Genomic DNA, 20,764 nt, shown 5'->3' on the forward strand with positions numbered 1-20,764 from the left:
GACGGTCGTTGGCGCCGCGCGGACACCGTTGTCCGACCCCTGTGATCTGATCTTCCGCGAGCAGCAGACGGCCGACGACAGACGGCAGATCGATATCCAGAGGGGTACGGCGATGACGGAGATGGATGACACGGTGCCGGAGGCCAGCGCCGCCTGGCTGGAGGCCCGGTTCGGCAAAGGCTCGCTCTGGCGACCTGCCGCAGCCGACCTGCCCGCGGAGCTCACACATCAGGGGACCCGCGACTTCTTGACGACCACAGGGTTCCCAGCTGTCAACATCGACATCATCAACTTCGACTCCACCGACCTGCTGAGCGAAGACGGCGACGCGCTGTATCTCTTCGATGCCGACGAGCTGTACGGGTATCGCTACCCGGACGACGAGTCACCTCCTGAGAACTTCTGCCTCTCGTTCGGCACTCGCGGGGACCAGAAGCTGATGCTCGACTGCGAGTCCGGAGGAATCGACCACTACGATCCCAACGGCTGGGACCACGGCGCGGGTTACAAGGGCCAAGCCGCCTCGTCACTGCCCGACCTAGCCGTTCTTCTCGGTCTCATAGCCGAGCGCTGCGACGAACTTGCTTCCAGCGAACACGAGGTTCGTGCCACCGCAGTCGCCAAGTTGCGCGAGGACATGCGGGACCACGATCCGGCGATTGACGATTCACCTTTCTGGGACGGTGTGTGACGGGATGTTCCGAGACCTGTGACTTTTGAGGGCACCGGCTCCCCGCCCCGTCGCGCCGCGGGGCAAGGAACCCGGCTCGGCACCTAACCGCGTGAGCGCATGGCCGGGTGACCGCATCACCGGGTGACCGCATCACCGGGCGGTCGGGCTCCTCCTGGTTCTGGGTTGGCGCGTCTCCCCGGCCCGGTCAGCGGGCGACCGGGAGCGACCGGGCTATGTACGGCACCGAGCGGAAGAACGAAGTGCTGTGGTCGGCGTCGGCGCCCTGATCGACGATCTTGGGGGTGGCTCCGTGCTGGGCCAGCTCGCGGGCGCAGCTCTGGGAGTCGGCTATGGGGACGTCTCGGTCTCCGGTGGCCGTGTAGAGGGTGATGCGGACTCCTCGGCCCGGGGTCCAGTCGCAGGTGCGGTCATTGGCGCGCAGGGCCTCCAGCAACGCGCCGGACGGGTGCTGGAGCTTCTTGTACCAGGTGTCGGTCAGCAGGTCTTCGAGGCGGCCGGGCAGCTTGCCGGCTATGTCCTCCGCCGGGTGGGAGCCGTCGAAGAGGTCCTCGATGTAGTCGGCGTAGGGCGCTCGGAAGACCTCGCCGGGGTGGTTGTAGAGCGGGTGGAGGTGGAGGCGGTTCTGGGAGGTGAGGAAGAAGGAGATGTAGAAGACGGCGGATTGCGGGTCCACTCGGCCGTCGAACATGCCGGGGAGTTCGCTGCCGTCGAGGTCGAAAGGCCCTCCCACCGGTGCGAGCATGCCGAGGCGGGAGCGCGGGTCGGCACCGGCGTCCAGTTCGCGGGCGAGCGCCATGGCTACCTGTCCGCCCTGGGAGAAGCCGGTGATGGAGACCTTGCGGTCGAGGCCGGCGCCGAGCTTCGGGGCCGCGGAGCGGGCGGCGCGGAGCATGTCGAGTGAGGCGGATGCCGAGGATCGGGCGTCCATGTACGGGTGGCGGCCGGGGCTGGTGCCGAGACCGAGGTAGTCGGGGGCGACGGCGGCGCGTCCGGCGGAGGCGTACAGCACCGATACCGCTCGGTCGGGGCCTTCGGCGACCGAGGGGGCGTAGCCGCGGTAGGCGAGGGTGCCGTGGGCGTGGACCACGGGCGGCAGATGGTGGCGGTCGGTGCCGACGGGGAGAGCGAGAAGGCCCGAGGCGGTGGTGGGGCGGCCCTGGGGTGTGATGGTGCGGTAGGTCAGGCGGTAGGACGCGACGCCGTGCCGGGCGGTGCCGGATTCCAGGCCCGACTCCTTTGCCTGGGCGATGACTTCGGCGCGGTTCTGCTTGCCGAGGGGGGCGATGGAGAGGAGTGTGCCGCGCTCCTGCTCCGCCCGCGCCGTGGCGGCGACTGCCGGGGTCGGCTCGGCCGCATGCCCCGCGGTGGCCGGCTGTGCTGCCACCGCGGGCGCTGTCGTGAGGGCTGCGAGCAGGAGGGCGGCACCTGCGGCCAAGCCACGCGATACACGTCGATTCCCGAGATTCCCGCCCGCTAAGGATGAATTCCGGTGAGTTCTGGTCATGTCGTCGACGGTACGTTGATCTTGTGCCGCGCGGTATGAGGGTTTCCACCCAACTCTCTTGTGGTTTTCCTCAGTTCGGCAGGACGACGCCGCTACAACCGCTGAATGATCGTGCCGGTTGCCAGCGCCCCGCCCGCGCACATCGTGATCAGGGCGAACTCCTTGTCCCTGCGCTCCAGTTCGTGGAGTGCCGTGGTGATCAGGCGGGCCCCGGTGGCTCCGACCGGGTGGCCCAGGGCGATGGCGCCGCCGTTCACATTCACCTTCTCCAGGTCCTGTTCGAAGACCTGCGCCCAGGAGAGGACGACGGATGCGAAGGCTTCGTTGATTTCGACGATGTCGATGTCCTTCAGCGACATACCGGCCTTGCCCAGTACGGCACGCGTGGCGTCGATCGGGCCGTCCAGGTGGAAGTGCGGATCGGCGCCGACCAGCGCCTGGGCCACGATGCGGGCCCGTGGCTTGAGTTTGAGGGCGCGGGCCATCCGCTTGGAGGCCCACAGCAGCGCGCTGGCGCCGTCGGAGATCTGCGAGGAGTTGCCCGCGGTGTGGATGGCGGTCGGCATGACGGGCTTGAGGCCGCCGAGCCCCTCCATGGTGGTGTCGCGCAGCCCCTCGTCGCGGTCGACCAGCCGCCACATGCCCTGGCCCGCGGCCTGCTCTTCCTCGGTGGTGGGGACCTGGACGGCGAACGTCTCCCGTTTGAAGCGCTCCTCGGCCCAGGCGGCGGCCGCCCGCTCCTGGGAGATCAGCCCGAGGGAGTCGACGTTCTCGCGGGTCAGGCCCCGGTTGCGTCCGATGCGTTCCGCCGCCTCGAACTGGTTGGGCAGGTCGACGTTCCACTCGTCGGGCCAGGGCTTGCCGGGGCCGTGCTTGGAGCCGCTACCCAGCGGCACCCGGGACATCGCCTCGACGCCGCAGCCGATGCCGATGTCGATGACGCCGCCCGCGATCATGTTGGCGACCATGTGGTTGGCCTGCTGGGAGGACCCGCACTGGCAGTCCACGGTGGTCGCCGCGGTCTCGTAGGGGAGGCCCATGGTGAGCCAGGCGTTGCGCGCGGGGTTCATGGACTGTTCGCCGGCGTGGGTGACGGTGCCGCCGACGATCTGTTCCACGCAGTCGGGCTGGATGCCCGTACGGGCGAGGAGTTCGCGGTACGTCTCGCCCAGGAGGTAGGCGGGGTGGAGGTTGGCGAGCGCGCCTCCGCGCTTACCGATGGGGGTGCGTACGGCTTCGACGATGACGGGTTCCGCGGCCATGACTGACTCGTCCTCTCCTTGCGTCCGCGGGGCGTCCCGGCACCCACGGAAGAAGAACTAGTACGCGTTCTAGTTCTTCGAAACAGTCTTATGAGCAGCACCCTGGGGGCGCAAGAGGTCTGCAGGACCCTTGTCCGGTGCACGGCGCCAACTTGGCCGACCGTCAACTCCTCTTGCCCCGGCGGACGATCCGGGCGCTTTGCGGCCAACAGGTGCCGCCATGCCCCTTGCCACTTGTAGAACTCGTTACTACCTTCACCGCGACCCACACACCTGATGTGCCGTCAGAACTCAGCACTGACAGAACCGTCAGAATCAGCCCGGTCGCGCACGGCTGGCCGGCTGTCCGACCGGATCGCACCGGGAGTCGCCGATGCCATGTCCCGCGTTGCCCGATGGGTTCGACTTCACCGACCCCGACGTCTACCAGACCCGCGTCCCGCTCCCGGAGTTCGCGCAGCTGCGGCGGACCGCGCCCGTGTGGTGGAACGCCCAGCCGCACGGCATCGCCGGCTTCGACGACGACGGCTACTGGGTCGTCACCCGCCATGAGGACGTCAAGGAGGTGTCCACCAAGCCGGAGGTCTTCTCCGCGAACCTCAACACGTCGATCATCCGCTTCAACGCGTCCATGACCCGCGACCAGATCGACGTACAGAAGCTGATCATGCTGAACATGGATCCGCCGGAGCACACCCGGGTCCGCCAGATAGTGCAGCGCGGGTTCACCCCGCGCTCCATACGGGCCCTGGAGGACGCGCTGCGCCACCGGGCGGCGCGGATCGTCGCCGAGGCACGGCAGAAGGGCTCCGGGGACTTCGTCACGGACGTCGCGTGCGAGCTGCCCCTCCAGGCGATCGCCGAACTCATCGGCATCCCCCAGGACGACCGGGCCCGCATCTTCGACTGGTCGAACAAGATGATCGCGTACGACGATCCCGAACTGGCCATCACCGAAGAGGTCGGCAGCAATGCGGCCATGGAGCTGATCTCGTACGCGATGAACCTCGCCGCGGCGCGCAAGGAATGTCCGGCCAAGGACATCGTCAGCCAGTTGGTGGCGGCGGAGCACGAGGGGAATCTCGGCTCCGACGAATTCGGTTTCTTTGTGCTGTTGTTGGCGGTGGCCGGCAACGAGACGACACGTAATGCGATTACGCATGGGATGCACGCGTTTCTCACGCATCCCGAGCAGTGGGAGCTCTACCGGCGTGAGCGCCCCGCGACGGCGGCCGAGGAGATTGTTCGGTGGGCGACGCCGGTCGTCTCGTTCCAGCGCACCGCCACCCAGGACACCGAACTGGGCGGCGCGAAGATCAAGGAGGGACAGCGCGTCGGGATCTTCTACTCCTCGGCCAACAACGACCCCGAGGTGTTCGACCACCCCGAAGTCTTCGACATCACTCGCGATCCCAACCCCCATCTGGGATTCGGTGGCGGTGGACCGCACTTCTGTCTCGGCAAGTCCCTCGCCGTTCTGGAAATCAACCTGATCTTCAACGCCATCGCCGATGCCATGCCCGGCATTTCGCTGGCGGGTGACCCGCGCCGGCTCCGCTCCGCCTGGCTCAACGGCGTCAAGGAGCTTCGGGTTCAGTACGGTTGACGAAGCCACACGGTGGCCACGGCGACAAATATTGCCACGGCCACCGTGCCGCTCAGGCAGACGGTGACGAGCCGTCGCCGGAGCGCGCGGTAAACGGCTTCGTATTCGGCACGCAGCGCGGCGCTGCGTGCCGCGACACGTTCCAGGTAGGCGCGCGAGGTTTCCCGCTGGTCCTGGCAATAGTGGAGTTCCACTTCGCCGCGCTGGGTGTCGGTGAGCCATGGCAGACGGGAACAGAAGGCGTCCGCCCTCGTGCGTGCCCGCCCCGTCTCCGCCTCCCAGAGCAGATATCCCTCGATCTCGTTGATGGCTTCGTCCATCCGGTTCTGCTCGGTAATACGGATTTTCCGGGTCATACGGACGCCCCGATCCCGTTGTTTCGCGAGGGCTCGATCTCGTGCGCGATCTCCGGGTGATGCAGGTCGAATGCCGGGGATTCGGAACGGATGCGGGGCAGGGCACGGAAGTTGTGGCGCGGCGGTGGGCAGGAAGTGGCCCATTCCAGCGAGCGGCCATAACCCCATGGGTCGTCGGACGTCACCCGCTCCCCGTATTTCGCCGTCTTCCAGACGTTGTAGAGGAAGGGGAGGAGGGAGAGGCCCAGGACGAAGGAGAAGATGGTGGAGAGGGTGTTGAGCGCCGTGAATCCGTCGGCGGCCAGGTAGTCGGGGATGCGGCGCAGCATGCCTTCGGCGCCGAGCCAGTGCTGGACGAGGAAGGTGCCGTGGAAGCCGATGAACATGGTCCAGAACGTGATTTTGCCGAGTCGCTCGTCCAGCATCTTGCCGGTGAACTTGGGCCACCAGAAGTGGAATCCGGAGAACATCGCGAAGACGACGGTGCCGAAGATGACGTAGTGGAAGTGGGCCACGACGAAGTAGGTGTCGGAGACATGGAAGTCCAGTGGCGGCGCCGCCAGGATGACTCCGGTCAGGCCACCGAAGGTGAAGGTGATCAGGAAGCCGGCCGCCCACAGCATCGGCGTTTCGAAGGACAGGGAGCCCCGCCACATCGTGCCGATCCAGTTGAAGAACTTCACGCCCGTGGGGACGGCGATCAGGAACGTCATGAAGGAGAAGAAGGGGAGGAGCACGCCGCCTGTTACGTACATGTGGTGGGCCCAGACGGTGACGGAAAGGCCGGCGATGGAGACCGTTGCGGCGATCAGCCCGATGTAGCCGAACATGGGTTTGCGGGAGAAGACCGGGATGACCTCGGAGATGATGCCGAAGAACGGGAGGGCGATGATGTAGACCTCCGGGTGGCCGAAGAACCAGAAGAGGTGCTGCCAGAGCAACGCACCACCGTTGGCCGCGTCGAAGATATGCGCCCCGAATTGACGGTCCGCTTCGAGGGCGAAGAGCGCGGCGGCCAGCACGGGGAAGGCCAGCAGGACCAGGAGCCCCGTGAGCAGGACGTTCCAGGTGAAGATGGGCATCCGGAACATCGTCATGCCGGGCGCGCGCATACAGATGATGGTGGTGATGAAGTTGACCGAACCGAGGATGGTCCCGAATCCCGAAAATGCCAGGCCCATGATCCACATATCTGCGCCGACACCGGGGGAATGCACCGAGTCGGAGAGCGGGGCGTAGGCGAACCAGCCGAAGTCCGCGGCACCTTGGGGTGTGAGAAATCCACCCACGGCAATCAGTGAGCCGAAGAGATAGAGCCAGTACGCGAACATATTGAGCCGGGGGAACGCCACGTCCGGCGCGCCGATCTGCAGCGGCATGATCCAGTTCGCGAATCCGGCGAACAGCGGCGTCGCGAACATCAGCAGCATGATCGTGCCGTGCATCGTGAACGCCTGGTTGAACTGCTCGTTCGAGATGAGCTGGTGGCCGGGCCGGGCCAGTTCGGCGCGCATCACCAGCGCCATCAGACCGGCCACGCAGAAGAACCCGAATGCGGTGACGAGATACAGCGTGCCGATCGTTTTGTGGTCGGTGGTGGTGAGCCACTTCACGGGAGCGCGCCCGACCCGCGTCATGTTCTTCCCACGCTCCAAGCTCTCGGCACGCTCCGAGCTCTTCGCACGCTTCAAGCTCTTCACGCGCTCCGTGTGCTTCATGTGCGTCATGTGCTTCATGTGCGGTAGGTGTCCGGGGCCCCGGAGATATTCACCGGAAAATGGGTGTGAAGATCGGGGGCATGCCGGACACCAACGGTTCATGAGCACGGACGACGCCTTCGCCGATGCCTATCGCGCGCACTACTGGGCGGTCAGCCGCTTCGTGGCGCGGCGGCTGGACGGGCAGGCACACGAGGTCGAGGAAGTGGTGGCGGAGGTCTTCTCCATAGCCTGGAGACGCCGCGCCGACCTGCCCGACGCGCCGCTGCCCTGGCTCTACGGAGTGGCCCGCAACTGCCTGGCCAATACGGTGCGAGGGCTCGGCCGCTACCGACGCCTGCTGCACCGGCTCGGCAACCACGAGGTCGCGCACCGCCGGCAGGCCGTCGAGAGCCCGGACGCGGAGCGGCCCGGCTCCTGGGTGCACGAGGCACTGGCCCGCCTCTCCCCCGCCGACCAGGAAGTGCTGCGGCTGGCCACCTGGGAGGAACTGACCATCGAGGAGCTGGCGGTGACCCTCGGCTGCGGGCAGAGCGCGGCCGCCATGCGGCTGCACCGGGCGCGCGCCCGGCTCCGTACGCAGATCGACCGGATGCGGATGACGGTGTCCGCACGAGCAGGAGGTGACGGCAATGACTGACGAACTGGATCTGCTGCGCGCGGCCAATCCGGTACGGGCCGACGCGGGCCCCTGGCGGGATCGCCCGCTGGACGCCCACGCCGAACGCGGCCTCAACCGTCTGCTGCACAGCAGGCGCACCCGGCGGGCCGGGCGCCGCCTCGCACTGCGCGCGGAAGCGGCCGTGTTCGCGCTCGTCGCCGTGCTCGCCTTCGCCTTCTCCGATGCCGGCACCAGTACGGCCGCCGCCGCGCCCGCCGCGCTCGTGCTGCGTACCGATGCCCCGCCCCTGTCGCTGGACGAGCTCGCGCGCAGGGCCGAGGCGCGGGCGAGAACCGCCGGTGCGCACGCTGGGCCTCGCCGGGGCAGCCATCTGCAGAGCTGGTACATGAGCATGGAGGCGGGCCCGGATGCCGCGCCGCCCGTCACCGTGCCAGAGGAGCGGATCACCCGTTGGCGGGCCGATGGCAGCGGCTCGGAACTCGTGGTGGCCACCGACCCGCGCCATCCGGGACGTCCCGTGATCAACGACGCGGACGGCCGCTGGCGCACCGTCAACGACGGAAAGGTCCTGCACCGCAAGACCTATCCGGCGGGCTCGGGCGCGCGGCACGGCGGGTTCACCTCCCGTACGAAGCCGCCGACCGACGCCGGGAAGCTGCGCGAGTTTCTCGCGACGGTCTACGGGGGCGCGGACGCCGCCGACGTCACCACGCCGCAACTGCTGCCGGCCCTTTCCGCGTTCCGGCAGGAGTGGACACCGGGCCCGCGCGAGACGGCCGCCATGGTGCGGATGCTGGCGGATACCGGCGAGCTGCGCCCCGCGGGCAGCGTCACCGACCGGCTCGGGCGCCGCGGCCAGGCGTATGTCTACGACGGCCCGGACGGCAGCCTGAACGCGACCCGCCAGGTGGTCGTCCTCGACCCCGTAAACGGCCAACTCCTGGGCAGCGAGATCACGTTCACCAAGGACCTTCCCGACTTCGAGGTCAAGTCGGGTGAGGTGCTGTCCTACGAGGCGTGGATGCCCTGATCGGCGCCGGGTGCGGCTACGGCTCTTCCGGTCCCCGCTCCTCCCCCCCGGCCCCCACCCCCGCCCCGCCCCCGTCCATCGGACACGCCTTAGTGACCCAGGCGGCGCATCGCCTGCTCCGGATAGCGTTCGCCGGCCACGGACGTGCCCGGGACCGCCGCCCGGAGCCAGTCGGCCTGCTCGGCGGTGAGACTCAGCCGCACCGCCTCGGCGTTCTCCTCGATGTAGGGCACCCGCTTCGTCCCCGGGATCGGCAGGATGTCGTCCCCCTGGGCCAGCAGCCAGCCGAGCGCCGCCTGTGCCGGGGTGATGCCGATTTCGGCGGCGATGGCCCGGACTTCACGGACGAGGGCGAGGTTGCGCTCGATGTTGTCCGCCGAGAAGCGGGGCCACCGGCGGCGGTTGTCGTGTTCGGTGAGCTCCTCGCGGGAGGCCAGCGCACCGGCGAGCATGCCTCGCCCGAGCGGCGAGTACGCGACGACGGAGACGCCGAGCTCCCGACAGGTGGCGAGCATCTCGCCCTCCACCACGCCCCTGGTGAAGAGCGAGTACTCCAGCTGCACCGCGCTGATGGGGTGTACGGCATGCGCCGCGCGCAGGGTCGCGGGGCTCACCTCGGAGAGGCCGAGATGCCCCACCTTGCCGGCCGCGACCAGTTCCGCCATCGCGCCTACGGTGTCCTCGATGGGGGTGCCGGGGTCGCGGCGATGGGCGTAGTAGAGATCGATGTGCTCGACGCCGAGGCGTCTCAGTGAGGCGTCGCAGGCGACCGGTACGTACTCCGGTGAGGTGTCGACGTCGCCGACGCGCCCCGAGGCGGCGTCGTGCCGCAGGCCGAACTTCGTGGCGAGGAAGACATCGGCGCGACGCCCCCGGTCGCGCAGCCAGTCGCCGATGAGTTCCTCGTTGGCTCCGCGGCCGTAGGCGTCCGCCGTATCGAGAAACGTGATGCCCAACTCGGCGGCGCGGTCGAGGGTCCGGAGCGCCTCGTCCGCGTCGGCGGGCCCGTACGCGATGGACATCCCCATACAGCCGAGGCCGATCGCGGAAACGGTGGGAGGGGCGAGAGCGGTGGGAACCGTGAGGCCGGCCGCTGATCTGGGGTTTCCGAGCCGCCGGGACTTCACAGGGCACCGTCGGCGGCCGCGGTGACCAAGTCCCGGGAAGTGGCCGGGGGAAAGTGAACGTAACGAAGAATCTTGTGTGCCACAGGGCGCTCCCTTCACTCAACTCCGCCGATGCGAGGGCGGGTTGAAGCCCGGTCGTACGGTTCGTGGCTCAGAGTAGCCAAACACATGCACGCACGGGGCGCCTGTGGATAACTCTCCGTGATGTCGAGTGGCGGGACGCTCCCAGGTGCCGGATCCTTGAGGAACGCGACGATCCACCGGCGCGGCGGTGCACGCACACCGCCGCGCCGTTCTCGTGCGGCTCTCATGCCGCTCTCATGCCGCTCTCGTACCGCTCTCGCGCCGCTCTCCTGCCGCTTTCGGCCCGCGTGCAGCGCGTCACACGGCGCCATGGTTGCAGTTGATCTACGCGAGATGGATCACAGACGAAAGTCCCGCAAAAAGCCCCGACGGGAGGCGTTTCCCCAGCTCGAGCGGGTATGCGGACGACTGCGCGGTCATCCGCGCACTGTCCGTGATGACCCGGTCTGCCCCTATGGTCGACCTTTGCCCCCGTGTCACTTCTGACGCCGGCGGGCGATGTCATGCAGTCGTCCAAGAGAGCGCAGGCGAGCGAACACGTGCCGACGCAGTCCCCCGTAGCACCCGACCGGGCCGTCCTGGAGAAGCGCACGTCCGGTGACCCAGCCGAGGCCGGCAAGGCCGGGCAGGCCACCGAGGTCACCGTCGTCGACCCAGCGATGGTCAAGCGTGCGGTGTCGGCGGCCGCGCTCGGCAATGCGATGGAGTGGTTCGACTTCGGCGTCTACAGCTATATCGCGGTCACTCTCGGACATGTCTTCTTTCCGTCCGGGAATCCGACCGCACAGTTGTTGTCGACCTTCGGTGCATTCGCGGCGGCGTTCCTCGTACGCCCCATCGGCGGCATGGTGTTCGGGCCGCTCGGTGACCGGATCGGCCGTCAGAAGGTCCTGGCGATCACCATGATCATGATGGCGGCGGGCACCTTCGCGATCGGTCTTATCCCGTCGTACGCCTCGATCGGAGTCGGGGCGCCGATTCTGCTGCTGGTCGCCCGGCTTGTGCAGGGTTTCTCCACCGGCGGCGAATACGGCGGTGCCTCCACCTTCATCGCCGAGTACGCGCCCGACAAGAAGCGCGGATTCCTGGGCAGCTGGCTGGAGTTCGGCACGCTGGCCGGTTATGTGGGTGGTGCGGGCCTGGTCACTCTGATGACCGCCCTGCTGTCGACGCACGATCTGCACTCGTGGGGCTGGCGCATTCCGTTCCTGATCGCGGGGCCGATGGGCATCATCGGTCTTTACCTGCGGATGCGACTGGAAGAGACGCCGGCGTTCGCGCAGTTGGAGAAGGAAGCACGCACGAAGGAGAAGGCGCGCCGCGAGGCCGAGAAGCGGATCGGTATCCGCGAGATGATTTTCGGTCAGTGGCGGGCAATGCTGCTGTGCATCGGGCTCGTGCTGGTCTTCAACGTCACCGACTACATGCTGCTGTCCTACATGCCGAGCTATCTGACGTCGGAGCTGAAGTACGACGAGACGCATGGGCTGATGGTCGTGCTCGCGGTGATGGTCCTGATGATGTGCGTCCAGCCGTTCGCCGGGCGGCTCAGCGACCGGGTCGGGCGCCGGCCCGTCATCGCGGCGGGCTGTGTGGGCTTCCTGGTGCTGTCGGTGCCCGCGCTGCTGCTGATCCGGCAGGGGTCGCTGGTCGCGATCGCGCTGGGTATGGCCGCGCTGGGGCTGCTGTTGGTGTGCTTCACGTCCTCGATGCCGTCGGCACTGCCCGCCCTCTTCCCGACGAAGGTGCGCTACGGCTCGCTGTCGATCGGCTTCAACGTCTCCGTGTCGCTGTTCGGCGGTACGACTCCGTTGGTCGTCACGGCGCTTATCGGCGCTACGGGTGACCGGATGATGCCGGCGTACTACATGATGGCGGCGGCCGTCGTCGGTGGGATCGCCGTACTGCTGATGTCCGAGAGCGCGCGGAAGCCGCTGCCGGGGTCGCCGCCTGCGGTGGAGACGGAGGCGGAGGCCCGGGAGATCGCATAGCGGCAGACCGGAACCGTACGCGCCGTTCCGTCCGTCTGAGACCGTGCTGATCACGTGGATCGGCGCTGATCACGTCGGTCGGCAGGGGACGAACGGGGGACGGGAATGGGCGTGGCTGGCGTTGCCGGCGCCACCGGCGCCACTACGGCGCGCGGTGGCGGAGCAGGGCGGCGAAGGGCCCTGGTGGTGGTGCTGCTGTTGCTGGCGGTGCAGCTCGTATGGCTGGCGAGGCCGGCGTATGCGTGCGGGTGCGGTGCGATGGTGGTCGACCGCAAGACCACGCTGGCGGTGAACCGTGAGACCTCGGCGGTGCGCTGGGACGGCAGGCACGAGCAGATCGTGATGAGCCTGACGGTGAACGGCACCGCCCCGGACGCCGCCTGGATCATGCCGGTGCCGCACCGCGCCACTGTGGAGCTGGGCGACTCCGCCCTCTTCTCCGAGCTGGCCGGTCTCACCGCGCCGGCCGTCAGGACGCGCCACTACTTCTGGCCGCGCAGCAGTGACTGGCCGTTCGGGGGGAGCGGGGACATGGCCGCGGCCCCGCCGCCCGGCGCGAGCAGCCCGGGTGTCGGGGTCGTCGGCCGCGAGCGGCTGGGGCCCTTCGATGTCGCCCGGCTGACCGCCACCGATCCCGACGCGTTGCGCAAGTGGCTGAAAACCAATGGTTTCCAGCTGCCGTCGGCGCTGGCGACCGAGCTGCGCCCGTATGTGGCCCGGAAATGGGAGTACGTGGCGGTCCGGCTGGCCCCCGCCTCCCCGGAGAAGCGCGCCTACCTGACGGGCACGCTGGATCCGCTGCGGCTGTCCTTCGCCAGTGACCGGCTGGTCTACCCGATGCGGTTGTCGCGGCTCGCCAAGACGCCGCAGTCGCTGGGGCTCTACGTCTTCGCTCCGCACCGGATGGAGCCGCGGAGCGCCATCGGAGGGTCGTCGCCCGAGGTGTTCTTCGCGGGACGGGTGAAGGCCGAGGGCAAGGTCCGGGAACTCGCCGGGCACGGGACGCCCTTCATGACCGCCATCGACCAGACGTTCGCACAGCCGGAACGGATCAGCGGTGACCACGAGTTGCGGCGGGTGGCCGGCGACACGCCGTATCAGCGGGTCACCTACACATACTCGCTGCTCAAGGTCTGGGGGATGCCCGCCTGGATTCTCGTACTCGGCGGAGTGTCCGTGCTGGCGTGGGCGGCGGTGGCGGTGATCGTGATGCTGCGGTCGCGTCGTCGGCGGGCGGCGCCGGCGGCTACGGGATGATCACCATCGGCCAGCCCACCCGGGGGTTGCGGCTGCACGGGTGAGGCACCAGGGCGCTCCCGGACCTGACCTGCGCCCGTTTCGCGGCATGCGGCACGATGGTCGGCATGAGCATCGTGAAGATCAACGTTCTGACCGTTCCCGCCGAGCAGAGGGAGACCCTCGAAAAGCGCTTCGCGTCCCGCGCCGGCGCCGTGGAAAGCTCGGACGGCTTCGAGTGGTTCGAACTCCTTCGCCCTGTCGAAGGCACCGACGACTACCTTGTGTACACGCGCTGGCGGGACGAGGAGTCGTTCCAGGCGTGGATGGAGGGGCCGATGAAGGCAGCGCACCAGGGCGGCAGCGACCGGCCGAAGCCGGCAGCCAGCGGCTCTACCGTGTGGTCGTTCGAGGTCGTTCAGCAGACCGGGCCGAAGGGCGAATAGAACCGCGCCAGACGACACCGGACGCGTCTTCCACGAGCAGGTGAAGGCGCGTCCGCTGAGGGGGTGCTCCAGCCCGGATCAGCCTTGGCGGTTCCAGCGACGAGACTTCTGGGACGTCTCTGTGTCCCCCTTGCCTCACGTTCCAGTCGTTGTACTGGAAAGGGCACCGATGATGATGATCAGCAAGAAGATTGCGTAGCCGACGCAGCCGATGATGCCGGTCACCAGCCCGGCTATGGCCAAACCGTTGCCCTGTTGCCTGGTGCGCTGTATCTCGCCGCGCGCCTTGGCGCCCAAGATAATCGCAAGGGGCCCCGTTACGATTCCCACGAAAGGTACGACGATGGACACGATTCCGGTAACCATGGAAGCCACGGCTTTGCCGCTCGTACTCGGCTGTTGCTGGTATTGCGGATACGGCGGAAACTGTCCCTGGGCGTACTGATTCTGGGGAGTTTGGTGCTGGGGGTTCTGGGGCTGCTCGGTGCTCATGGCGCTTCCCTGTTCCGTGATTTCTTTCCCGCCCCTCCCATTTCCTGCCGAGCCCTCCCCCTGTCATATGCCCGTCAGAATAAGGGTCTCTCGGACATACCGAGCCTGCAACTTGCGGACACACCGAGCCTGCAACTTGATCGGCTGAGCGGTTTGATGGGGCCGGCAGAACAACCGCCGATGGCGCGGCAGTCAGGGCGGTCGCGCCGCTGGTTTCGACCCGGCGCACTGTGCCCGCAGCAACGACGTCCAGCGGAAGGCCCACCCTCGCCCACCCGCGTCGGAGGCCCGAGCAAGTTTGTGGAATCCTTCCTGGCACCCCAACATTCATCGGGCCGCCCAGGGCACGGACAGACCGCTTACCGCAGTCTGAGATTGACGGGAAGAAATCCAACTCGCCGTGATTCCGGGGTGGTTGAGCCTCCCTGTACCGGCTCTGGTCTTCGTGCCGTTCGCGCGGCAGGCCGGCACCTGCGCACCGATCATGCCGGGCCGAAATGCGTTGCGTTCCGGGCCGGCCCTGCGGCCACAATGACGCCATGAGCAACGCCGTCACCCTCCGCCTCCCCTGGGCCGTCTCCGCCGAACCGATCGATTCGCCGGACGCCAGGGCGCTGCTGCGGGAGTACTACACCGAGGTCGCCGACCGGTACTTCGAGCTGCACGAGGGGCGCCGCTCGACGCCGGAGGAGATCGACGAGGGGCTGGCGGAGTACCCGAGCGGCGATCTGGTGCCGCCGAACGGTGTGCTGCTGGTGGCCCGGCACGGCGATATGGCGGCCGGTTGCGTCGGCGTACGGATGCTGGACGTGCGGACCGCGGAGCTGAAGCGGATGTTCGTACGGCCCTCGAAGCGGGGGCTCGGCGGCGCGAGCGAGCTGCTCACGGCCGCAGGGACGGCCGCGGTCGGGATGGGCGCCGAGCGGGTCCGGCTGGACACCCGGCTGGATCTGGTGGAGGCGGTCGCGCTCTACCGGCGGCACGGTTTCGTCGAGATCGCTCCGTATCACGACGATCCGTATGCGGAGATCTTCTTCGAGAGGCGCCTGCCCTGAGTGGACAAGGCAGTCGACAAGGCAGGCGACAAGGGCGTGGGTGCGGTGGGCGCGACCGTGGACAAGGCCGTCGGCGCGGCCGTCCACGTCCACAACACCTAGGACGGACGCGGGAATACCGCCCGGCGCCGGCGCGTTGTGGCCCCGCAGGGGGGCCATGCATCCCCTAGGGGATCTGTTCGACCAACCCCTAGGGGATACCCATACCCCCGCCCCCCGGGCAGGCCTCAATTGCCCCCGGCCCCACTTGCCCCTGGGCGGCCCTCACTTCGCATGGTCCGGTGGCCGCGGTGTCCGGGCCGGGGTGTGCGGCATGGGCGTCCGGGCGTCGCCGTTGTGCGGCTCCTCCGCGTCCGAGCCGCAGAGTTCCGCCGTCAGCTCCTTGACGAGTTCGGTGAGATCGGTGGGCCGGTCCTTGGTCCACCAGTCCCCCAGCATCTCCGCGAGGGACTCCTGCCGGGCGGCGGACAGCCGGCCCGCCGTCTCGCGCCCGCTGTCGGTGAGCAGCAGCATCAGGCCCTCCCGTACGGCGAGATGGCGCTCCTCGATCTGGCGGACGCCTTCGGAGATCACGCCGAGCGGCACCTTGCTGCGTTCCGCGAGCAGTCCCGGTTCCACCGAGCCGTAGCGGTGGATGCGCAGGACCAGCCAGCTGGCGGCCGGTTTGAGGTCCAGGCCGGCCCGTGCGGTGATCTTCTCGTAGATGTGCTTCCGGCCTTCCAGGCTGCCCAGTTTGGACAGCGCGCGGGCACACTCGTCGTGCGACGAACGCTCCACCGGGTTGGAGGAGAGCACCTCGCTGGTCTCGGGTGCGGTGACGCTGCCGCGCAACGGCTCCTCCCGGAGGAACCAGGCCAGCACGAAGGCGACGAGGACCACGGGAACGGCGTAGAGGAAGACGTCGGTGATGGAGATCGAGTAGGCGTTGAGGACGCCGGTCGCCTGGTCGGCGGGCAGTCGTGCGACCGTGCGCGGGTCCTCGGCGATCCTCGACGGGTCGATGCCGGGCGGCAGTTGCTGTCCGGCGAGGGCGTCCGCGATCCGGGGGCCGAGCTTGTTGGCGAAGATCGTGCCGAAGATGGAGACGCCGAACGAGGCGCCGATGGAGCGGAAGAAGGTGGCTCCGGAGGTGGCGACGCCGAGGTCCTGGTAGGCGACGGCGTTCTGCACGATGAGCACCAGGACCTGCATGACCAGGCCGAGGCCGAAGCCGAAGACGAAGAAATAGGCGCTCATGACGGCGACGCTGCTGGACGGGTCGAGCTGGTGCAGAAGCAGCAGGCCGACGGCCACGACGCCGGTGCCGGCGATCGGGAAGATCTTGTAGCGGCCGGTGCGGCTGACGATCTGCCCGGAGCCGGTGGAGGAGAGCAGCATGCCGAGCACCATCGGCAGCATGTGCACACCGGACATGGTCGGCGAGACACCCTGGACGACCTGTAGGAACGTCGGCAGGTACGTCATGGAACCGAACATCGCGAAGCCGATGACGAAGCCGATGACCGCGGTGAGGGTGAAGGTGCGGAGCGTGAACAGGTGCAGCGGAAGGACAGGTTCCGCTGCTCGGCGCTCGACGAGGACGAATGCGGCGAGCAGGACGACACCCAGCACGCCGAATCCCACGATCTGCCAGGAGTCCCACGGGTAACTGACGCCCCCGAGCGAGGTCATCAGGACGAAGCAGGCGGCGACGCCGGCGATCAGGGCGGTGCCCAGGTAGTCGATCCGGTGCGGGGTGCGGTGAGCCGGGATGTGCAGCACGGTGGCGATCACGGCGAGCGCGATCACGCCGATGGGGACGTTGATGTAGAAGACCCAGCGCCAGCTGAGGTGGTCGACGAAGAGGCCGCCGAGCAGCGGTCCCAGGACGCTCGTACCGCCGAAGACCGCACCGAACAGGCCCTGGTATTTGCCGCGTTCGCGGGGCGGCACGATGTCTCCGACGATCGCCATCGACAGCACGATCAGGCCACCGCCGCCCAGGCCCTGGATCGCCCGGAACGCGATGAGCTGGCCCATGTTCTGGGCGATGCCGCACAGCACCGAGCCGATCAGGAAGATCACGATGGCCGTCTGGAACAGCCTCTTGCGGCCGTATTGGTCGCCGAGTTTGCCCCACAGCGGGGTCGCGGCCGTAGAGGCCAGCAGATAGGCGGTGACCACCCAGGAGAGGTGGTCGAGACCGCCGAGGTCGCTGACGATGGTGGGCAGCGCGGTGGCCACGATGGTCTGGTCGAGCGCCGCGATGAGCATGCCGAGCAGCAGCGCGCCGATGGCGACGAGGACCGTCCGCTGGGAGTGGCCCTCGCCGGGGACGGCGGGAGCGCTGGTGTGCTGCGCCATGAGCGTCTCCCTGAGGTGTTCGGGGCTGGTTCCGGAGCGCCGTCGGGCTTCTTCCATCGTGGGCGGTGCGGGCGGATATGGCCTGCCGGGAGGGCGCTCGTGCGGGCGGGGTGGAGTGGGTGACGCGGGGATGTCGCGGACTGTCGCGGTCGTTGGGATGGGGTGGTCGCGGGGGATTGGGCCGGTCGTACGCACCTGTGGGCGCTCGGGTGGGGTTGCGTGTTCGCGCATCGGTGGTTGCCCGGCAGACACCTCGCGGATGCCCGGCGGATGTCCGGGAATGCCTGTGCGGACCGGGGTGGTCTCTGGATAATCGCTGCCGGTTCGAGGGCTCACCCCGGGGAGGCGACCACTCGTGACGGCAGAGATGTGCCCGCACTGCTTCGCGCCGGTACGCGGCGGCGGCCGGCCGACGTGTCTGTGCGCGGCGGCCGAAGCGGAGGACTTTGATCCGCTGCGCGTACGGCCCTATGTGTCGCTGCTGGACGGGGACGTCGGGGACGGGGGTGCCGAAGCCGCGGGCGTCGGCTTAGGCGGCTCGGGTGCGGTGCAGGCGGCCGTCCGTGCCGTGGACGGGGCCATGGATGGGTCCCTGGACAGGTCCGTGGACGGCGCCGTGGAGAGGGCCGTCGCTCAGGAGGTCCGCCCCGGGCCCGCCCCGGCGCCAAGCCCCGCCCCCACGGCGCTGGCCCCCCGCGTGTATCGCCGTTCGGGGCCGACCTTCGGGACGGTCCCGTCGACGGTCTCGTCGACGGTCTCGTCGACGGTCTCGTCGGCCGCCGAGCCGCCGGCCGCCGGTCCGTCCGGGCGCTCCCGTAAGGCGTCCACCGCCCATGCCAAACGCGCGTTTCCGGCCATACTGGCGGTCGCCGGGGCCGCGGTGGCCGCCGCGGCGGTAATGATCGGCAGCGAGGTGCTGTCCAGCGGGGAGCAGGACCGTACGACGCTCCCCGATCGTGGCACGGTGGCGCCCACCGCCGCCTTCCCCACGGACGGTGGCGACGGCCCCTCCCGGAGCGGGGCGCCCTCCTCCCCCGCCACGACCCGCTCGCCGTCGCCGGGCGCGAGCGGCGCGCGGACCCCCGAGCCCACGGCGAGGCCGTCCCGGTCGGCGGCGCCGCCTCCCGCCCCCACGCAGGCCGTCGGAAGCGTGACGCACACCCCCGGCGGGCCCGGCCCGAGCGCCCCGCCCACCGGGCCGATCGTGCTGCGGGAGGGGGCGAGCGGTCCGGAGGTGGTGGAGTTGCAGGAACGGCTGCGGCAGTTGGCGATCTATCTGGATGCCGCGGACGGCCGGTACGACGCGGGCGTGCGGGACGCGGTGGCGCGATATCAGCAGGCGTACGGGGTGCAGGGCGACCCGGAGGGCGTCTATGGCGCGGCGACACGAGCGTCCCTGGAGGCGCGCACCAGCCAGCCGTGAAGGGCGTGGGCGGGGCGTGAGCCGCCTCCCGAGAGGGGGACGAGCGGGTCATGAGCCGCGCGCTCGCCGGGGGCGAGCGGGGCGTGGAGCGAGCGGTGACAGGGGGGCGGTTGTCGGCACGCCCCATCGTTTTGTATCGTGTAGGAACAAAGTGGTTCCGCCCGCACTCCCTGACCGGCGGGCGGGGCCGCTTGTCTTTTTTGCCCCGCTCGCGGCACGCCCGAGGGGCAGCCTCCGCTCGTAGCGCCCAGGAGCCCGCCGATGACGGCAACCACCACGCTCACCGCCCGCGCCCTGCTGCTCGACATGGACAGCACGATCGTGAACTCCGAGGCCGTCGTCGAGCGCTGCTGGCGCCGCTGGGCGGCCGAGCAGGGGCTGCCGGCGGACGACGTCCTCAAGGTCGTCCACGGCCGTCAGGGCTGGGCCACCATGGCCGCACTGCTCCCGGACCGTCCGACGGAGCTCAACATGGCGGACAACCGCCGGATGCTGGAGCAGGAGACCGCCGACATGGACGGCGTGGTTCCGGTCCCGGGCGCGCCCGCCTTCATGGACGCCATAGCCGGCCTGCCGCACGCCCTGGTGACCTCCGCCGATGTCGCCCTCTCCGATGCCCGGATGGGCGCGGCCGGGCTGGCCATGCCGGCCGTACGGATCACCGCGGAGTCCGTGAGCGCCAGCAAGCCCGACCCTGAGGGCTTCCTCAAGGGCGCCGCCGAGCTCGGCTTCGCCCCCGGGGACTGCCTCGTCTTCGAGGACTCCGAGGCGGGCATCACGGCGGGCCGGGCCGCGGGGATGCGCGTCGTCGGAGTCGGCGACCGCGCCGCCGAGTTCGCGCCGGACGCCCACGTACGGGACCTCACCGAGGTGCGCGTGGAGGCGCTGGCGGACGGCGGGATCGCCGTCCACGTCGCGGGCTGAGGCGGGGCCGGGCGGCGCGCACAAGCGCACAACCTTCCCACCACACCCGCCCACCCCCCGAAGGGGGGTGGGCGGCGGGGAAAAAATGTCCGGAGCGTGGGCGGCGGGGGAAAAACCAGAAGGTCTGCAGCGGGGAAAAAACCAGAAGCTGGGCAGCCGGGGGGAAACCAGAAGGTCTGCGGCGAGGGAAACCAGAAGCTGGGCAGCGGGGAAACCCAGAAGCCGGCCCGCCGGAAACCTCACCCCGCGACCGCCTCATACATGCTCAAGCCCCCCAGCAGCAGCATCGCGCAGGCCGCGACCTTGGTGATGAGCCTGAGCGGTACGTACTTCATGAGCGTGCGGCCGCCCAGGATGCCCAGGCCCGCCACCGTCCACAGGGCCAGCACCGCGCCCACGCCGACGGAGAGCGGATCCTCGTAGCGGGCCGCGAGGTTGGCGGTCATGATCTGGGTCAGATCGCCGAACTCGGCGACCAGGATCATCATGAAGCCCGCCCCGGAGACCTTCCAGAAGCTCTGGTCGGCGGGCTTCTTCACCTCTTCCTCGGCGCCGTCCTTCCGGAACAGCAGGACGGCCGCGCCGGCCAGGAAGAGCGTGCCGACCACCGCCTGCACGAGACGGTGCGGAAGCAGGGTGAGCACGCTGCCCGCGGCGATGGCGAGCGCCACATGGACCAGGAAGGCGGCGGCGACGCCCGCGAAGACGTACGAGGCGCGGTAGCGGGTACCGAGCATCAGTCCTGCGAGGGCGGTCTTGTCGGGCAGCTCGGCGAGGAACACGACGCCGAAGACGACGGCTGCGACGGTGAAGCTGAACACGGGGCGGAACACCTCGATCGGTCGGGCCGC

General features: G+C 69.0%; 18 protein-coding genes. 10 read left to right on the forward strand and 8 right to left on the reverse strand.

From position 1 onward, the window contains the following. The first annotated feature begins 28 nt into the window (after positions 1-28). A complete protein-coding gene (locus tag FCH28_RS09365) occupies positions 29-691 on the forward strand; it encodes an SUKH-4 family immunity protein (protein ID WP_246102607.1) in 663 nt (220 codons plus the stop codon). A 187-nt stretch (positions 692-878) separates the two neighbouring features. Here the strand turns inward: FCH28_RS09365 and FCH28_RS09370 are convergent, their stop codons facing one another. Together FCH28_RS09370 and FCH28_RS09375 are read right to left on the reverse strand one after the other, a co-directional pair. After that, positions 879-2,078: an alpha/beta hydrolase family protein gene (locus tag FCH28_RS09370; RefSeq protein WP_246102609.1), complete on the reverse strand. Its 1,200-nt coding sequence runs from the start codon at positions 2,076-2,078 to the stop codon at positions 879-881. A gap of 212 nt (positions 2,079-2,290) precedes the next feature. Further along, positions 2,291-3,460, reverse strand: coding sequence for a steroid 3-ketoacyl-CoA thiolase (locus FCH28_RS09375; RefSeq protein ID WP_136739311.1), 1,170 nt, complete (start codon positions 3,458-3,460; stop codon positions 2,291-2,293). A 373-nt stretch (positions 3,461-3,833) separates the two neighbouring features. Between FCH28_RS09375 and FCH28_RS09380 the strand changes: the two genes are divergently transcribed. After that, on the forward strand, positions 3,834-5,066 hold the full coding sequence (locus FCH28_RS09380) for a cytochrome P450 (RefSeq protein ID WP_136739312.1): 1,233 nt from the start codon (positions 3,834-3,836) through the stop codon (positions 5,064-5,066). On the opposite strand, the gene FCH28_RS09385 is transcribed toward FCH28_RS09380, so the two are convergent. Both FCH28_RS09385 and ctaD read right to left on the reverse strand, forming a co-directional pair. Then, entirely contained in the window at positions 5,054-5,422 is a 369-nt protein-coding gene (locus tag FCH28_RS09385) for a hypothetical protein (RefSeq protein WP_136739313.1), read from the reverse strand. The two genes, FCH28_RS09380 and FCH28_RS09385, sit on opposite strands and share 13 nt — an antisense overlap. Then, entirely contained in the window at positions 5,419-7,059 is a 1,641-nt protein-coding gene (gene ctaD / locus FCH28_RS09390; protein WP_136739314.1) for an aa3-type cytochrome oxidase subunit I, read from the reverse strand. Before ctaD ends, FCH28_RS09385 begins: the two co-directional genes overlap by 4 nt. A gap of 181 nt (positions 7,060-7,240) precedes the next feature. On the opposite strand from ctaD, the gene FCH28_RS09395 reads away from it, so the two are divergent. After that, positions 7,241-7,780 (forward strand): RNA polymerase sigma factor, encoded by a 540-nt coding sequence (locus FCH28_RS09395; protein WP_136739315.1) that lies wholly within the window; start codon positions 7,241-7,243, stop codon positions 7,778-7,780. After that, positions 7,773-8,792 (forward strand): CU044_5270 family protein, encoded by a 1,020-nt coding sequence (locus tag FCH28_RS09400; RefSeq protein WP_136739316.1) that lies wholly within the window; start codon positions 7,773-7,775, stop codon positions 8,790-8,792. Before FCH28_RS09395 ends, FCH28_RS09400 begins: the two co-directional genes overlap by 8 nt. Before the next feature lie 89 nt (positions 8,793-8,881). Here FCH28_RS09400 and FCH28_RS09405 read toward each other — a convergent pair whose 3' ends face one another. Further along, positions 8,882-9,835 carry an aldo/keto reductase gene (locus tag FCH28_RS09405; protein WP_281289693.1) on the reverse strand — a complete coding sequence of 318 codons (954 nt, stop codon included), beginning with the start codon at positions 9,833-9,835 and terminating at the stop codon, positions 8,882-8,884. 671 nt (positions 9,836-10,506) lie between these two features. On the opposite strand from FCH28_RS09405, the gene proP reads away from it, so the two are divergent. The 3 genes from proP (at position 10,507) to FCH28_RS09420 (ending at position 13,676) form a co-directional block, all read left to right on the forward strand. Further along, entirely contained in the window at positions 10,507-11,994 is a 1,488-nt protein-coding gene (gene proP, locus FCH28_RS09410) for a glycine betaine/L-proline transporter ProP (protein ID WP_246102686.1), read from the forward strand. Between the two features lie 195 nt (positions 11,995-12,189). Beyond that, a complete protein-coding gene (locus FCH28_RS09415) occupies positions 12,190-13,251 on the forward strand; it encodes a DUF2330 domain-containing protein (protein ID WP_136739909.1) in 1,062 nt (353 codons plus the stop codon). 107 nt (positions 13,252-13,358) lie between these two features. Continuing rightward, entirely contained in the window at positions 13,359-13,676 is a 318-nt protein-coding gene (locus FCH28_RS09420; protein ID WP_136739318.1) for an antibiotic biosynthesis monooxygenase family protein, read from the forward strand. A 135-nt stretch (positions 13,677-13,811) separates the two neighbouring features. Here FCH28_RS09420 and FCH28_RS09425 read toward each other — a convergent pair whose 3' ends face one another. Then, positions 13,812-14,168 carry a DUF4190 domain-containing protein gene (locus tag FCH28_RS09425; protein ID WP_136739319.1) on the reverse strand — a complete coding sequence of 119 codons (357 nt, stop codon included), beginning with the start codon at positions 14,166-14,168 and terminating at the stop codon, positions 13,812-13,814. Between the two features lie 539 nt (positions 14,169-14,707). On the opposite strand from FCH28_RS09425, the gene FCH28_RS09430 reads away from it, so the two are divergent. After that, positions 14,708-15,223, forward strand: a complete 516-nt coding sequence (locus FCH28_RS09430) for a GNAT family N-acetyltransferase (RefSeq protein WP_136739320.1) — start codon at positions 14,708-14,710, stop codon at positions 15,221-15,223. A gap of 264 nt (positions 15,224-15,487) precedes the next feature. On the opposite strand, the gene FCH28_RS09435 is transcribed toward FCH28_RS09430, so the two are convergent. After that, positions 15,488-17,566, reverse strand: a complete 2,079-nt coding sequence (locus FCH28_RS09435; RefSeq protein ID WP_136739321.1) for an MFS transporter — start codon at positions 17,564-17,566, stop codon at positions 15,488-15,490. A gap of 355 nt (positions 17,567-17,921) precedes the next feature. Here FCH28_RS09435 and FCH28_RS09440 point away from each other — a divergent pair, with 355 nt between their 5' ends. Together FCH28_RS09440 and FCH28_RS09445 are read left to right on the forward strand one after the other, a co-directional pair. Then, on the forward strand, positions 17,922-18,989 hold the full coding sequence (locus tag FCH28_RS09440; RefSeq protein ID WP_246102611.1) for a peptidoglycan-binding domain-containing protein: 1,068 nt from the start codon (positions 17,922-17,924) through the stop codon (positions 18,987-18,989). A 261-nt stretch (positions 18,990-19,250) separates the two neighbouring features. Continuing rightward, positions 19,251-19,913 (forward strand): HAD-IA family hydrolase, encoded by a 663-nt coding sequence (locus FCH28_RS09445; protein ID WP_136739322.1) that lies wholly within the window; start codon positions 19,251-19,253, stop codon positions 19,911-19,913. Positions 19,914-20,152: 239 nt separating this feature from the next. Here FCH28_RS09445 and FCH28_RS09450 read toward each other — a convergent pair whose 3' ends face one another. After that, positions 20,153-20,734 (reverse strand): TMEM165/GDT1 family protein, encoded by a 582-nt coding sequence (locus tag FCH28_RS09450; RefSeq protein WP_136739323.1) that lies wholly within the window; start codon positions 20,732-20,734, stop codon positions 20,153-20,155. Positions 20,735-20,764 lie beyond the last annotated feature (30 nt).

Source organism: Streptomyces piniterrae (assembly GCF_005048155.1).
Classification (GTDB): domain Bacteria; phylum Actinomycetota; class Actinomycetes; order Streptomycetales; family Streptomycetaceae; genus Streptomyces; species Streptomyces piniterrae.